The 14,225-nt window shown below is 46.6% G+C and carries 13 protein-coding genes and 1 riboswitch; of the genes, 4 read left to right on the forward strand and 9 right to left on the reverse strand.

Annotated elements, in window-relative coordinates; genetic code table 11:
- Positions 1–52: 52 nt before the first annotated feature.
- On the reverse strand, positions 53–238 hold the full coding sequence (gene hemP, locus ACO0KZ_RS11775; protein WP_422995353.1) for a hemin uptake protein HemP: 186 nt from the start codon (positions 236–238) through the stop codon (positions 53–55).
- A 228-nt stretch (positions 239–466) separates the two neighbouring features.
- Here hemP and ACO0KZ_RS11780 point away from each other — a divergent pair, with 228 nt between their 5' ends.
- Positions 467–1,243 (forward strand): C1 family peptidase, encoded by a 777-nt coding sequence (locus ACO0KZ_RS11780; protein ID WP_422995354.1) that lies wholly within the window; start codon positions 467–469, stop codon positions 1,241–1,243.
- Positions 1,244–1,574: 331 nt separating this feature from the next.
- Positions 1,575–1,786: riboswitch (cobalamin riboswitch) on the reverse strand.
- A 166-nt stretch (positions 1,787–1,952) separates the two neighbouring features.
- Here the strand turns inward: ACO0KZ_RS11780 and ACO0KZ_RS11785 are convergent.
- Together ACO0KZ_RS11785 and ACO0KZ_RS11790 are read right to left on the reverse strand one after the other, a co-directional pair.
- The gene (locus tag ACO0KZ_RS11785; RefSeq protein ID WP_422995355.1) at positions 1,953–3,290 is read right to left on the reverse strand and encodes a dipeptidase; all 1,338 of its coding nucleotides are present in this window, start codon (positions 3,288–3,290) and stop codon (positions 1,953–1,955) included.
- A gap of 169 nt (positions 3,291–3,459) precedes the next feature.
- On the reverse strand, positions 3,460–4,140 hold the full coding sequence (locus tag ACO0KZ_RS11790) for a DUF4272 domain-containing protein (protein ID WP_422995356.1): 681 nt from the start codon (positions 4,138–4,140) through the stop codon (positions 3,460–3,462).
- A 113-nt stretch (positions 4,141–4,253) separates the two neighbouring features.
- On the opposite strand from ACO0KZ_RS11790, the gene glmU reads away from it, so the two are divergent.
- Entirely contained in the window at positions 4,254–5,621 is a 1,368-nt protein-coding gene (gene glmU, locus ACO0KZ_RS11795; protein ID WP_422995357.1) for a bifunctional UDP-N-acetylglucosamine diphosphorylase/glucosamine-1-phosphate N-acetyltransferase GlmU, read from the forward strand.
- 915 nt (positions 5,622–6,536) lie between these two features.
- Here the strand turns inward: glmU and ACO0KZ_RS11800 are convergent.
- A complete protein-coding gene (locus ACO0KZ_RS11800) occupies positions 6,537–7,007 on the reverse strand; it encodes an Lrp/AsnC family transcriptional regulator (RefSeq protein WP_422995358.1) in 471 nt (156 codons plus the stop codon).
- 202 nt (positions 7,008–7,209) lie between these two features.
- Here ACO0KZ_RS11800 and glmS point away from each other — a divergent pair, with 202 nt between their 5' ends.
- Positions 7,210–9,039, forward strand: coding sequence for a glutamine--fructose-6-phosphate transaminase (isomerizing) (glmS, locus tag ACO0KZ_RS11805; protein WP_422996033.1), 1,830 nt, complete (start codon positions 7,210–7,212; stop codon positions 9,037–9,039).
- A gap of 723 nt (positions 9,040–9,762) precedes the next feature.
- On the opposite strand, the gene ACO0KZ_RS11810 is transcribed toward glmS, so the two are convergent.
- From ACO0KZ_RS11810 to ACO0KZ_RS11820, 3 genes are all read right to left on the reverse strand, one after another.
- Positions 9,763–10,374 carry a uracil-DNA glycosylase family protein gene (locus ACO0KZ_RS11810; protein WP_422995359.1) on the reverse strand — a complete coding sequence of 204 codons (612 nt, stop codon included), beginning with the start codon at positions 10,372–10,374 and terminating at the stop codon, positions 9,763–9,765.
- A 78-nt stretch (positions 10,375–10,452) separates the two neighbouring features.
- On the reverse strand, positions 10,453–10,914 hold the full coding sequence (locus tag ACO0KZ_RS11815; protein WP_422995360.1) for a YHS domain-containing (seleno)protein: 462 nt from the start codon (positions 10,912–10,914) through the stop codon (positions 10,453–10,455).
- Between the two features lie 51 nt (positions 10,915–10,965).
- Complete coding sequence (locus ACO0KZ_RS11820) at positions 10,966–11,511, reverse strand: carboxymuconolactone decarboxylase family protein (RefSeq protein WP_422995361.1); 546 nt, start codon at positions 11,509–11,511, stop codon at positions 10,966–10,968.
- A 112-nt stretch (positions 11,512–11,623) separates the two neighbouring features.
- Here ACO0KZ_RS11820 and ACO0KZ_RS11825 point away from each other — a divergent pair, with 112 nt between their 5' ends.
- Positions 11,624–12,454, forward strand: coding sequence for a cupin domain-containing protein (locus tag ACO0KZ_RS11825; RefSeq protein WP_422995363.1), 831 nt, complete (start codon positions 11,624–11,626; stop codon positions 12,452–12,454).
- An 85-nt stretch (positions 12,455–12,539) separates the two neighbouring features.
- On the opposite strand, the gene ACO0KZ_RS11830 is transcribed toward ACO0KZ_RS11825, so the two are convergent.
- Entirely contained in the window at positions 12,540–13,244 is a 705-nt protein-coding gene (locus ACO0KZ_RS11830) for a cytochrome c biogenesis CcdA family protein (protein WP_422995365.1), read from the reverse strand.
- Between the two features lie 4 nt (positions 13,245–13,248).
- A complete protein-coding gene (locus ACO0KZ_RS11835) occupies positions 13,249–13,653 on the reverse strand; it encodes a thioredoxin family protein (RefSeq protein ID WP_422995367.1) in 405 nt (134 codons plus the stop codon).
- Positions 13,654–14,225 lie beyond the last annotated feature (572 nt).

Below are 14,225 nucleotides of genomic sequence, written 5' to 3' on the forward strand. Positions count from 1 at the left end.
GATTGAATTTATTGAGTGCTTGATAGTGGCTTAATGAAAATTTTTAGACTTACTATTTAGTGAGAATTAGCTTGCCCAGTGAGGTGCATCGGAAGCGATACAGCACACCGTTGTGTTCAATTTCAACTTCCTTGTGACCCCGCAATATGTCTTTGCTGGAAACCCTCAAAACGGGAGCCAATTTTGCAGATGCTATTGAAGATTCTTGTGTTGTTTTATGTTTGTCTGCGAGATTCATAGATCAGGTTTTATGAGTGGTAGTGATGGATATCAGGAAGCCCTGATAGTCAATTATAAATGCGAATCATTCTCATTTACAAGTTAAATATAAGGGTTTATGGAACTTTTATGTAGTTAAATAGCGAACTGATAGTCGATACTCACGACGACCGTTGTATGCTGCTAAGTGCTTGATTTTCATAAAAACTGAACTGAGCGCTGCTAGTTCTTTGAAGGAATGAATACTTTGAAAACGAAACATTTTCTTTTGCAGCCAGACGCACCGGATCCCAGAGATCACTCGTTTCAGGCTCCCTCATTGATCCTGCCTGCGCGGGTCGACTTGCGCCGACATTGCCCACCTGTGTTTGATCAGGGCTCACGGATTGGTAGTTGTACCGCGAACGCAGTTTGTAATGCATACCGTTTCAATCTGATGCGCCAAGCGCGAGAGCAAGAGCTTGCATTGCCGGCCTATCATCCTTCGCGTTTGTTTTTGCATTACAACGCGCGCGCATTGGCGGGTAAGCAGCGTCAAAACAAAGGCGCGCAAATTCGTGATGCGATGAAAAGCGTAGCAAAACATGGTATTTGCCGCGAAAGCGTTTGGCCGTATCGAGCTTATCAATATGCGACCAAACCTCCACGCCATGCATATCAACAAGCTTTGGATTATCAAAGCATCGCGTATCAACGATTGCGGCATGAATTGGATGAGTTGAAAGCATGCCTGGCAGAAGGCTTTCCTTTTGTATTTGGTTTGACGGTGTATAGCGCGTTTGAGAGTGCGCAGATGACTAGTCGTGGTGTTTTAAATTTGCCGAAGAAAGAAGAAAGCAAAGTCGGGGCTCATGCCTTGTTAGCAGTTGGCTACAACGACGAAAGCGAGCGATTTGTGATTATGAATTCATGGGGAAAGAGCTGGGGGCAGCAAGGTTATTTCACGCTACCTTATGACTATTTGATGCAGGAAAAAATGGCGCGCGATTTTTGGACTTTACGCGCGGTTGAACTCGGATCGTAAATCCTCAACGCGAATACAAAAAAAAGCACCTCACCCACACTTCAAATTCACGCGCCTCGCGGCTTGACGTGCTCGAACACTCAGATGAAATTGATCTGCAAGTAAGGTGCTGTGAAGAAAAGGGTAATGTCGCGCGTTCCTGTTATTAAATTTCTGTCTGTCAATAAGATGGATGGATTAATCGCATCCCGGCCATGGATGTGCGAACACATCCGCCACGCACCTTCCGTACGTGACTAGACCCTAAGACTGCGGAAAAAATAAAGAAAATAAAAAAGTTTGATTGAGTCAATCAGCCTGATTAATTCCAAACACAACCATCCGCAGTGTTTTATATAGAGATCGACAGGCCGGTATCCGGGCTCGTAAGTTTTGTTACATCGCCTTCCCAGTCCATAGACCAGTGGCATCGTTGATGTAACCACACTTACTTACCGTTGCGGAGGCAGCAGGGGCTTGGAGATAGTATTTCCTATCTTAACCACTTTCCCGTTTAACACGATTCAAGATAATGAAGCGCGCACCTGTTACAGAAAAGTGTAACACAGCACTTTAGTGATCGTGGTGAAATTTTTTGATGTTTCGACTTGGCTTTGACTTGTTGCGCGTCAATTGTGTAGATGATGCCCGGGGAGCACATCGGCATTGTTGTTGATAGTAGGGCGGTTATAGCCCGCCCTACAATTTTATGTTTGAAACAAAACGATTTTTACTTCTGTGCTTGCAAATCTTTCGCGACTTTTTCAACATCGCCCATGACACGCAATAAGTTGCCACTCCAGAGTTTGGCGATTTGCTCTTCGGTATAACCACGACGTACTAATTCTAAAGTAACGTTGAAAGTTTCACCTGCATGATTCCAACCATCGATACCGCCACCGCCGTCAAAGTCAGAAGAAATGCCGACGTGATCGATGCCGATTTTTTTCACTGCGTAGTCGATATGGTTGATCAGATCTTTGACTGTTGCACGTGTTGGAGGCGGGAACTTAGCATCAACCTCATCAAAGCGTTTTAATATCGTTTGGCGTTGTTCTTCGCTAAAGCCGCCAACCGGGCCACGACGAATGCCAACAACAGAGACGTTGCCAGGTAAGTTAAATTCATCACGCACTACTTTAATGGCGGCACGGCGTTCCGGTGAATCTGTTTTCAAATAGCTGTTAAAACCAACGATTTGGATCACACCATTGTTAGCTTTCAGTGCCAGCAATTGTTCATCGTCCATGTTGCGACTGACATCGCATAGAGCGCGTACCGATGAATGTGACGCGATGATAGGCGCTTTGGTAATTGCGAGTGTTTGCATCATCGATTCTTTGGATGGATGAGAGACGTCCACCATGATGCCCCACTTGTTCATTTCACTGATGACCTGCTTTCCGAGCGGCGATAAACCATTCCATTTCCAACCTATGGCTTCGCCGGTATTCGAATCGGATAATTGGCTATGACCTTGATGTGCCAGTGACATGTAGCGTGCACCGCGTTCGTAGAATTGTTTAACGCGTTTCAAGGCGACTTTTTCGTCACCTAATGGATAGGCGTTTTCTACGCCGATTAAAGCGATTTTTTTGCCTTTGGCATGAATCCGTTTGACGTCGGCAACACTGTGTGCAAATTCAATTTGACTTGGAGCGAGCACCGTCGTCATGCGATGTATGCCTTCAAACATATTGACGGCGCTGTCGTAGGCACGTTTATAGCCAGCGGGTTCAAAGGCATCCGCTTCAGTGGATTGTCCGGTGTAGACGATAAAAAAGGATGCGTCCAAACCACCAGCGATCATCTTCGGCAGGGTGACTTGATTCTCTAAATCTTGTGAGTAATTACGTGAAAAACCGAAATTGTTAATATCGATATCATTATGCGTATCGAGTGTGAGTACACGTTTGTGTATCGCTTTCGCTTTAGTGATCAATGCTTCTTCGCTGGAAGCTTTGGTATTCGCTGGTGTCGCGTAGCTAATCGCTGTCATAGGCACGCTGGCGAATAGCGCACCGACGAGTACAGCGATAGGGAGTTTGTGGCGCAGGCTTAGTCTCATAGTGTTCCTTTTTGATGTTGTAGTGATCCGGGCTTATTTAAGCTAATTAACTATTTTTTTTACACCGTCCCCATTCGCAACTGAAAAAACAAGAGCAAACAGGTCGGGGATATCTTGATCCAGAGCGATAGACCAGCCTTCAGTGCGAAGGTTCCCTCAATTTTCTGCCTTATGCAGTGGTCTCTGTGCTGACTTTATCCCAGTCTTGCTCATCGTCGTAACAGCACATCCAATTGACTGTCTGATGCCATTCTTTGACCATGGTGCTATCCACATTACCCGGGCTAGGCTTGTCATTCAATTGCGCGTGGCGTACAGCCCAATGCAAGCGATATAGTAAGTCAGACCAATCCATAATGACGTCTTTGCGACGTAACTTGATTTTGTCTGTCAGGGGGATTGCTGTTGCTGTCATTGCGCCTGAAGCACTGATTGCGGGAAAGTATTGCAATATCGTTTCGCTTTTGATGGGTTTGCTGCTAAGGTCAATTTTGTCGAGCAAGCCTGCGCACCAGGCTAGAAAATGAAAAGCGTGCAGACGATCAAAGAATGGCTGATGGTTTTCCGTATTGACGCTAACTTGTGTGAGAAACGCAGTCTCTTGTGCTGATAAGGCTTTGAGCAAGTCATGTTGACGCAGATATTCGTAGATTGCGCGAGTTTGATTGGGGCGGTCGCTCAATGCAGCTTGAGAGACCGCCCACAGTGCCCATAGCCTAGCTTCAACTTCCTGTTTGCTGCGCAGTGTAACTTCTTCATCGGCCTCAATCACATGTAGTTGCACATTGATCCGTATGCCGCGTTTATGGAGTTGCAGTTCGGAAGCTTCTTTTCTGAGTTCTGGCGTCATGGATGCCTATCAATTTCTAGTGAATGCAGGATTATGACACTGCAGCGGCGATGCTCCAAGGCGGATCGGCATGTTAGACTTGCGCCTTCTAGTTTTCACCTTATACAAAATCTATGAACGTCGTTATTCTTGCAGCCGGCATGGGCAAACGCATGCAATCGAATCTCCCTAAAGTGTTGCATCCCATTGCTGGTAAAGCAATGCTGCAGCACGTTATTGCGACGGCACGTCAATTGCATGGCAATAATGCTGCGAAGATTTGTGTTATTTATGGTCATGGTGGCGAACAGGTGCCAAGCGCGGTAGCGGCAGACGATATCGCTTTCGCGAAGCAAGAGCCGCAATTGGGTACGGGTCATGCTGTGGCACAGGCGATACCGCATCTGGATGACGCCGTGCCCACTTTGATTTTGTATGGTGATGTGCCTTTGACACGCAATACGAGTCTGCAGCGACTAGTTGCGGCGGCGGGTGCGGACAAGTTGGCAATTCTAACCGCGCACATGGCTGACCCAACGGGTTTGGGGCGCATCATTCGCGAAGAGGGAAAGATCCGCCGTATTGTTGAACAAAAAGATGCGAGTGAGGCAGAGCGTGCCGTGACGGAAATCAATACTGGCATCATGGTCGCGCCGACAGCTGCATTGAAAAAATGGTTGGGGCAACTCTCTAACCAAAACGCGCAAGGTGAATACTATTTGACCGACATCGTTGCCAGTGCTGTGGCAGATGGCGTCGCGGTAACGTCGGCACAACCGGATGCGATCTGGGAAACCATGGGTGTGAATAGCAAAGTCCAATTGGCTGAATTAGAGCGCGTACATCAAAAAAATATCGCTTTGAATTTGTTAGAGCAGGGCGTGACTTTGCTCGACCCAGCGCGCATTGATGTACGCGGCAGTTTGATCTGTGGTCGTGACGTTACGATTGATGTCGGTTGTGTATTTGAAGGGCAAGTTGAATTGGCGGATGGCGTTAAGATTGGTGCACATTGCGTGATCAAAAACGCCAAAATAGGCGCGAGCTCCGATGTCAAACCCTTCTGTCATATCGAAGATGCCATAGTCGGTGAAAAAGGTCAGATCGGGCCCTACGCTAGGCTGCGTCCCGGTACAGAATTGGCAGAAGACGTGCATATTGGTAATTTCGTCGAAGTCAAAAACAGCCAGATCGCCGCTCATAGCAAGGCGAATCATTTGACCTATTTGGGTGACGCAACGATTGGCAGCCGCGTCAATGTTGGCGCTGGCACGATTACGTGTAATTACGACGGCGTGAATAAATTCCGTACCGTGATTGAAGACGATGCTTTCATCGGCAGTGATAGTCAATTAATCGCCCCAGTACGTGTTGGCAAAGGAGCGACGCTAGCTGCAGGAACCACCTTATCTAAGGATGCGCCTGAAGGTAAATTAACGGTATCGCGCGCCAAACAAATTACGGTGGAAAGCTGGCAGCGACCAGTCAAAATCAAAAAATAAAGAAAAGTATACGGGTTGATGCGCAGGCGCTTCACTCGCGGATTTACTTTGTGGGTAGTTTGCTGGGGATAATGGATTTTGATTCTTGCCACTAGCCAGGGGGAAGAATATCCCCCTAGTCAGACTGCTTTCATAGTGCTCAAATTTGCTTTAAGCGAGACATCTGTTGCATCTCAATGAGAGTCGTCTTAGCTACAAGATTTACCAGCGATTTAACGATGTGCTGGTTTTGACTTCTGATTTGTTGCTGATTTACTGCTTGTATTTATGAATCTGACTACTGCACATTAATTTCATGACTGCTATCAAACTTATAAACTTCACTGCTACTTACTGCGATCAATAAACCTACAAAATTAGTTTGTAGAAGAATCGAAGAAGTAAGCCGAGAATGCAGCAACAACAGCGACCATCGTTACTACTAGTTGGATTTCTACGAATGCGTTCAACATAATATTTCCTTTAAAAAGATAAGTTAATTTCATTGTTTGTCGCTACTTTGTTTGCTTTTGGCTTGCATTGCTGCGACAGGTAGAATCATATCAATACAATAAATATAAATACAATTTTGATTTGTAATGTCTACCATTCATAAAATGTATATCTTGTCATCGTCAAGAAATAATTTGATATAAGAAGGGGTAATTTGAGGATTTGTTGCGAAGGTGAGACAGGAAAAAGGCTTTTTTGACAGATTTTTGAATTTTTTTTACTTAAATATAATTAAGCGCTCATCGCTTGGGGCTGCAGCCTATTTTCTTGTCAGCGATCGCGCAATTTTTCTAACGCGAAAAAGACCGCCATGGCATTTCTTATCATCAAATACATCTGATGACGACTTAGGAAAATGGTGTTTCATTTGGTGATTGCCTGCGAGATCAGCAAGAACACAATAAAAGACCAAAAGATGGTCAATTAGACTTCAGGTAAAACCACTTGTGTTTCGAATTTACTGCGCGAAATTGAAAAGAAGCTGCGCACATTCCGCACATTCGATTGCGTCGCAAACAAGCGATGCGCCAAGGCGTTGTAGGCTGCCATATCGGCAACTTGAATGATCACCACAAAATCAGGTCCTGGCGATACTCGATAGCATTGTTGTACTGCTATTTCCTTTGCTACCAATTGTTCAAATGCGATTTGATGCTCTGTCGCTTGATGGTCTAGCGTGATTTCAACGATAGCGGTCAAGCCTGCGCCGACTTTTTCTGGCGACAAAATCGCGACTTGTTTGGCAATCACACCTTCTTTCTTCAAGCGATACACGCGACGCAGGCAAGTTGGTGGTGATGCATGGACGCGCAAGGCTAACTCTTGATTGCTTAATGCGGCATCGACTTGCAGAGTCTGCAATATACGTTTATCTAAATCATCTAAGCTAATCATGGGATTTCCTTCGGTACGGTAACTGCAGTTATGACTGAATATTGCAAATTTAATTGAAAAGTGTAATAAAAATTCACTGATGCTTGTTGATGAATGATTTAACCATTAATTAAATAATTTTGGAAGAAAATTTCATTTAATCTCGACTAGCATGCTGTTATACGTCAATTCAGACGCAATTCATCTTTCAGCAGAGGTCTTTATGTGTGGCATCGTCGGCGCAGTAGCACAACGCAATATCACTCCTATCTTGTTAGAAGGTCTTAAGCGTCTCGAATACCGCGGCTACGACTCTTGTGGCGTAGCCTTACATGTCGATGGCAAATTACAGCGTTCACGCAGTACCTCTCGCGTAGCAGAATTGCAGGCGCAGGTTGAGCAAACTGGCTTAGCGGGTTTTACCGGTATCGCTCACACCCGTTGGGCAACACACGGAGCACCATCGTCAGCCAACGCGCATCCACACTTTTCCCGCAACGGTGACAACGCGCGTATCGCTTTAGTCCACAACGGCATTATCGAAAACCACGAAGAGCTGCGCGCCGAATTGACGCAAGCAGGCTATGTATTTGAAAGCCAAACCGACACTGAAGTCATTGCCCATCTAGTCGATCACTTATACAGCGGCGATTTGTTTGAAACCGTACAACAAGCCGTCAAGCGTTTAACCGGTGCGTATGCGATCGCAGTGTTCTGCCGCGACGAACCACATCGCGTGGTTGGTGCGCGTCAAGGTTCTCCATTAATTGTAGGTGTCGGCAAAGGCGAAAATTTCTTGGCCTCCGATGCGATGGCTTTGGCAGGTACTACCGATCAAATTATTTATTTAGAAGAAGGCGACGTCGTCGATTTGCAATTGCAACGCGTGTGGATCGCGGATGTGAATGGCAGACAAGTCGAGCGTGAAGTGCGTACCGTACATGCGCACACTGGTGCGGCAGAACTCGGCCCGTATCGCCACTACATGCAAAAGGAAATCTTTGAACAAGCACGTGCTTTGGGTGACACTTTAGAAGGCCTCACCAATATCATGCCTGAGCTATTTGGCGACAAAGCCTATCGCGTTTTCAAAGAGATCGACAACGTCTTAATCCTCGCTTGCGGCACCAGTTATTACGCAGGGATGACGGCGAAATATTGGATAGAATCGATCGCCAAGATTCCTGTCAATGTTGAGATCGCGAGTGAATATCGCTATCGCGACAGCGTGCCCAACCCTAAGAGTTTAGTCGTCACCATTTCACAAAGTGGCGAAACGGCAGACACATTGGCCGCACTCAAACACGCTCGCGAACTCGGCATGCCGCACAGCCTAACGATCTGCAATGTCTCGACCAGCGCCATGGTGCGCGAATGCGAGTTGGCTTACATCACACGCGCTGGCGTTGAAGTCGGCGTGGCATCGACCAAAGCATTCACCACACAACTCGCGGCCTTATTTTTGTTGGCATTAACTCTAGCGCAAAGCAAAGACCGCTTAAGCGACACACAAGAACAAGAGCACATCAAAGCGCTACGACACTTACCAGTCGCGATCACCGCAGTCCTCGCACTTGAACCACAAATCATCGCTTGGGCAGACGAATTCGCACGCAAAGAAAATGCCTTATTCCTAGGCCGCGGTCTGCACTACCCAATCGCACTCGAAGGCGCATTAAAACTCAAAGAGATTTCTTATATCCACGCTGAAGCGTATCCAGCAGGCGAACTCAAACATGGTCCATTAGCGCTAGTCACCAAAGACATGCCAGTAGTTACGGTCGCGCCAAACGACACGCTGATCGAAAAACTCAAATCGAATATGCAAGAAGTCCGCGCCCGTGGCGGTGAACTCTACGTCTTCGCCGACGCCGATTCTCGCATCACCCCAAGCGAAGGTGTGCATGTGATTCGTCTACCTGAACACTACGGTATGCTATCTCCGATTTTGCATACGGTGCCTTTGCAGTTGCTGGCGTATCACACGGCGTTGGCGCGGGGGACGGATGTGGACAAACCTAGGAACCTAGCCAAGAGCGTGACTGTGGAATAAGTTTGGATGCTCATAAAATCACTTATGTTTCGTCGGAATAAAGTTCGAAACTTAACAATAAAGTTCGAAAAATATTCCCGCGTAACATAGTTGTAAACTGTTTATTAAAGTCGTAAACCCTAAATTACAGTCGTAAACTAAAAAATAACTTTATGGTGTGGCGGTTTTGTTAACCTAACTATTGGAAGAGCACAGGAAAATTAACGCTACAGGAGACCGTTAAAAAATGTGCTCTCTCTATCTCTCTCTCGGGTCTTACTTAACGAGAGCTTGCCAAACATCGTGGTGTTAACTTAAAACTGATTCGGGCACGAGCTGTTGATGCCAGCGCGAAATTGAACCAGTATGCTAAAAATGACCGACCCACTCGAGCTCATCTAAAGCACCCATCGGACATGTGTTTAATTGCATCAAATAAACCACCGATTTGCACCGTAAACCTGCCATCTGTTTGTACATTAAACCAGCCCTACTTTGGCTTCTTAAGGTAGCCACTCATTTCAATCGAAAACTTCTTCATAAAGTAAAACGCGGTTGAGTGGCTGTTTATCGGAATCCTGGCAGGCTGGTTTGGGGCGATAGTTGACATTCGCATTTTTGGAACGAGCGCATATTTTTAGGCTCTTTGGAGAAATTGCATGGCTGCTTTACTTCGATGTTTTTTCACAGCTTTTTATCAGATCATGGGTAGCCGACTAAAAAGAAATCGAACCTACAAGTTCTTCAATCAATGAGTTGTGCAACACCACCGCGAAGGACAGGAATAACCTCATGCTCAAACCACGGGTTATTGCGCAACCAACGCTGATTGCGCGGGCTTGGATGCGGTAGCGGCAACATCGCTGGCCAATGCGTTTGCCATTCTTTGACGATGTCTGTAACGCTTAGATTTTTACTAGCTTGCGCGTGCCAATGCATCGCGTAGCTACCGATCACCAGCGTCAGACGTATGTTGGGCAAACTGTCGAGCAGCCTCTGGCGCCACTGCGCTGCGCACTCCGGGCGAGGTGGCAAATCACCGCCCGCCGCCGTGCCGGGGAAACACAGACCCATCGGCAGGATTGCGATACGTTGGTCATCATAAAAAGTGTCGCGGTCGATACCCATCCAGTTGCGCAAGCGGTCACCGCTAGGGTCGTTAAACGGAATGCCGCTTTCATGCGCTTTTTTTCCCGGTGCCTGGCCGGCAATGAGTATTGTCGCTGCAGGATTTAATTGAAAAATTGGCCGCGGCCCAAGCGGTAAATGCGCTGAACACAAGGTGCATGCGCGAACTTCATCCACCATTCGCGCGAACGTGATTGGGATAGTCTTGGCGGAAGCTGGCTTACTCATTGAAGGCATATTTTGTGGACATATTGAGCGAAATTTTTGCAGGAAGACAGCCGCCCAAACGGGGCGGCTCGCATAAGATTACAGCTCTTGCGGTTTTTTAGATGCTATTTTTTTCCAATTTTGATTCGCATCAGCGATACGTCCTGAAACGTTTTGCAACCAGATCGAACGCGTTTTGGAATCCAGATTCAAATACAGTTTGCCATCAACAATATCGAACTGCTCAGGATCGGCAACAAATTTTTTGCTGACTGAGACACCAAAAGCGCAATAGCCACCAAACTGCGGAAGAAATTTTGCGGGTGTTGCCTCAAACGTTTTCTTGTTGTCGTCAGTGGCAAATTGATATGTGACGCCGTCGACAACCGCGACATGATGCCCATTACCGCGCTGCGGTTTTTCCTGCGTATGATAAGACGTCAAATCGTAACCGCCCGCACCAATAATGTTATCGGTGTTGGTATCCGCAAAACTTGGAGCCGCTGATGCAAAGGCTAACAATGCGGTCAATGCAAAAATTGATTTTTTAATGATGGTCATGGTTTTTTTCCAATCGTAAATGTATAAAAAAGAATTTGGTGACGCAATAAATTACGCTGCTAATTGCAACGCAACGACAGGGAAGTCGATGTCGGTACGTGCCACGTTGTTGGTGTAATTAGTCAAAGTTGTGGCGACAACGTTGACAATGATTTCCAATATATCCGCCTCAGACAGACCCGCGTTTTTGAATTGATCAAGTGTTGCCGGATCGACGTGACCACGCTGTTCAACCAGTGCTTTAGTAAAACCTGCTATGGCACCAGCGCGCGTTTCACTACCATTGCCAGCGCGTGCACTCAACATTTGTTGCGCATTCAAGCCGGCATTTTTACCGAGTAAGGTATGCGCGCTCACACAGTAGTGGCAGCTGTTTGCTTGCGATGTGGCCAATGCAATAATTTCGCGCTCGCTTGCAGATAAGGCACCGTTTGCGATTGTTTCATTCATCCCAAGCAAGCTATTTAATGCCGTCGGAGATTTTGCCAAGGTGGCGAAAAGATTGGGGATCATGCCAATTTTTGCTTTTACAGCATTTAATGTGGCGGCGGTAGCTGCGTCTGCATTGTTCAAATCGAGAGTGGCGATATAAGTCATGATGATTTCCTTTTTAAGTGATCGTTCGAAGGTGAACGACAAGGCAAAGAATAAGTTATACTCAAGTTCGATTGTTAAACAAAAATCTTCATTTGCATGCGAATCGTCCAAAATGACTTCTGACCCGCTCACACCGCTGCTTGCGCATTTCAAAGCAGAAGCACGCTTGTTCTACGCCGGAAACCTCTGCGGCGACGCCAACTTTGGCGCTGAATATGGCACTGGTTTTTTGCATTTACTCCGTGCCGGCAGCGTAAAACTTCATGACACAACGGGGTATGCAACGACATTGAATGAACCCACGTTAATTTTTTATTCGCGCCCGCTCAATCATAGTTTTCAGACAGACCCGAACAGTGGTGCTGATCTGGTTTGCGCCTCGATGCACTTCGAACATAAGGCATTCAATCCGATCTCATTTGCACTGCCGGCGCGGTTTGAATGTCCATTAAGCGCTTTCAAAGGAGCCGATGCCTTACTTGGTCTACTTTTTAGTGAGGCCTTCGATCAAAAACCAGGGCGACAAAATGTGCTTGATCGTCTTTTTGAGGTGGTGTTAATTGACGTGCTGCGTATTGCACTATCAAGGCAAGATGCCGAGCCTGGCTTGTTCCGTAGTTTGCTGCATCCGCAACTGAGCAAAGCATTGACGGCAATCCATGCAAACCCGGCAACCGAATGGTCAATCGATACGCTAGCCAATCTGGCGGGGATGTCACGCAGCAGTTTTGCGGTCACGTTTAAAAATGAAGTCGGAGATACTCCAGGAAATTACCTCACACGCTGGCGCATCATGCTGGCACAGGCAATGATACGAGAAGGTGTGCCATTGAAACTGGTGGCCGAAAGGGTGGGCTATGCAAGCCAGGCAGGATTTTTGCGCGCGTTTAAGATTGTAATCGGCGAATCCCCGACTACGTGGCGCAATAGGTTGGTGGAGTAGTCAGTCAAGTTAATTAAAAACGACGCTCGTAGTAAGGAAAAGATACTATCCTATGCCCTACTAGAGGTCGTCACTATTGCAAACATCAAAGAGAAATCGCCCAATCAGGCAAGATTTGATTAGCGTAAATCTCTAGAGTCTTATCTAAACCCACAAGTATCATGCCACCGAGCACAATGAGTAGATAGCCCAACACCATTTTGGCACTCGCCACACGGCTGAATAAGCCTGGGCGAACTCGCTTCAGCACCTGCCCTGAAACAAACGCAGCCAGCAGTAAAGCAGAGGCCGTGCCGATACCAAAGGCGAACATCACTAAGAATGCCATACCCATGTCTTGGCCTATCGACGCGACAGCAATTGCCGCGCCCAAGGTCGGACCAACGCAAGGCAACCATACTAAGCCTAGCAGCAAACCGACGCCAAACTGTCCAAGACTATTTGAGCCATTGCCAATATCAAAGCGACTACTGAGCATGGACATCTGCTGATTGATCCAATCGGCTAAAGGTTTGACTACCAAGATCAAGCCCACCAAAACCATAAGTACGGCCGCGACGGAACGGAAGGCATCCGGGTTTAAGCCCAAATTGAGCAAGATAAAGGATAAGAAAGCACCCGCGATGGCGAAGGACAAACTCAAACCAAACGCCAAATAAATTGGCCCTAAGCGACTTTGACCACTGGCGGAGGTCATCACGATCGGCACCAAAGGCCAAACACAAGGCGATAAGATACTAAGTACACCGGCTACAAGGGCGATGGTGATGGAAGCAAATTCGAGTGGCATAAAATTAGTTGTAGTTATAGTCGATGGCTTTGATGATCTCGGCAGAAATCACTTCAACACGCGTTTCAGCAACCGCGAACCAGTGTTGCTTGTTGCCGCGATACAGTAACAAGGTGGACTGACGTGGCGCACGGAATTGACGCACGACGTCTTTACTCTTGTCATAGTCGACTTCTAATATGATGAATTTTTTATCAGGATTAGCAGCGCGGAATTGTTCAAATACTTTTTGCTGTTGCTTGCAAGTTGGACACCAAGGCGCATAGATATCAATCAACACAACAGCACCTGAGGCTTGCAATGCATCAAAACGCGCTTGCGTGAACGGCTCTTTGTCTAGAGCATAGGCATTGGAAAAAACGAAGAAAAGCGCGAATGCGGAAAGGATTTTTTTGAGGAAATGGGTCATATCAGTCTCATTCAATAGTAAGGGAATAAATCGATGCAACTTTGTCATCCAATCATGTTCTTAATTGGGAGCGACTGTGCGCATTCCCGATTGGTCGAGCCATTTCATGAATCCTTACAGTGAGCTCAAGTTTATTTATAAATGACAAATTTGCACCCAACACATTTTTGATTTGATCGGTGTCTTAGTGGAGAAATGAAATACTCATAAAAAAATTCTCCGATACATCGAATAAAAGACATATTGGAGGGTAAGCTTGGGCTTAAGCCTGCGACAAAGTACAACTTTGATAGTTATTCCGACACCAATCGTGCAGGGGGAACTGATTGCCCTATCAAGAACACTTTCGAACAAGCTTATGCCTTACTTGGCCTGCTTTTTATGAGGATTTTGATGAAAAACCGGGGCGAGTAAATGTGCTTGACCGGCATTTTGAGGATGCATTGATTGACGTCCTACGTATCGCAGTAACAAAGCAAGATACCGAGCCATCCTGCCCAATACCTTACTCGAGGTCGTCAATGTCGCTGAAGAGTAAGTGCCGACTAAATTGGCAGCAACTTTGGCAGTTC

The sequence above is a fragment of the Undibacterium sp. Di24W genome (genome assembly GCF_049340325.1).
In the GTDB taxonomy this organism is placed as follows: Bacteria; Pseudomonadota; Gammaproteobacteria; order Burkholderiales; family Burkholderiaceae_D; genus Undibacterium.

Bases quoted from the DNA above. Each gene is read 5' to 3' on its own strand.
- glmU (WP_422995357.1), top strand. From the start codon at position 4,254: ATGAACGTCGTTATTCTTGCAGCCGGCATGGGCAAACGCATGCAATCG.
- ACO0KZ_RS11800 (WP_422995358.1), bottom strand. From the start codon at position 7,007: ATGATTAGCTTAGATGATTTAGATAAACGTATATTGCAGACTCTGCAA.
- ACO0KZ_RS11830 (WP_422995365.1), bottom strand. From the start codon at position 13,244: ATGCCACTCGAATTTGCTTCCATCACCATCGCCCTTGTAGCCGGTGTA.
- ACO0KZ_RS11825 (WP_422995363.1), top strand. From the start codon at position 11,624: ATGACTTCTGACCCGCTCACACCGCTGCTTGCGCATTTCAAAGCAGAA.
- ACO0KZ_RS11785 (WP_422995355.1), bottom strand. From the start codon at position 3,290: ATGAGACTAAGCCTGCGCCACAAACTCCCTATCGCTGTACTCGTCGGT.
- ACO0KZ_RS11820 (WP_422995361.1), bottom strand. From the start codon at position 11,511: ATGACTTATATCGCCACTCTCGATTTGAACAATGCAGACGCAGCTACC.
- glmS (WP_422996033.1), top strand. From the start codon at position 7,210: ATGTGTGGCATCGTCGGCGCAGTAGCACAACGCAATATCACTCCTATC.
- ACO0KZ_RS11810 (WP_422995359.1), bottom strand. From the start codon at position 10,374: ATGAGTAAGCCAGCTTCCGCCAAGACTATCCCAATCACGTTCGCGCGA.
- ACO0KZ_RS11790 (WP_422995356.1), bottom strand. From the start codon at position 4,140: ATGACGCCAGAACTCAGAAAAGAAGCTTCCGAACTGCAACTCCATAAA.
- ACO0KZ_RS11815 (WP_422995360.1), bottom strand. From the start codon at position 10,914: ATGACCATCATTAAAAAATCAATTTTTGCATTGACCGCATTGTTAGCC.
- hemP (WP_422995353.1), bottom strand. From the start codon at position 238: ATGAATCTCGCAGACAAACATAAAACAACACAAGAATCTTCAATAGCA.
- ACO0KZ_RS11835 (WP_422995367.1), bottom strand. From the start codon at position 13,653: ATGACCCATTTCCTCAAAAAAATCCTTTCCGCATTCGCGCTTTTCTTC.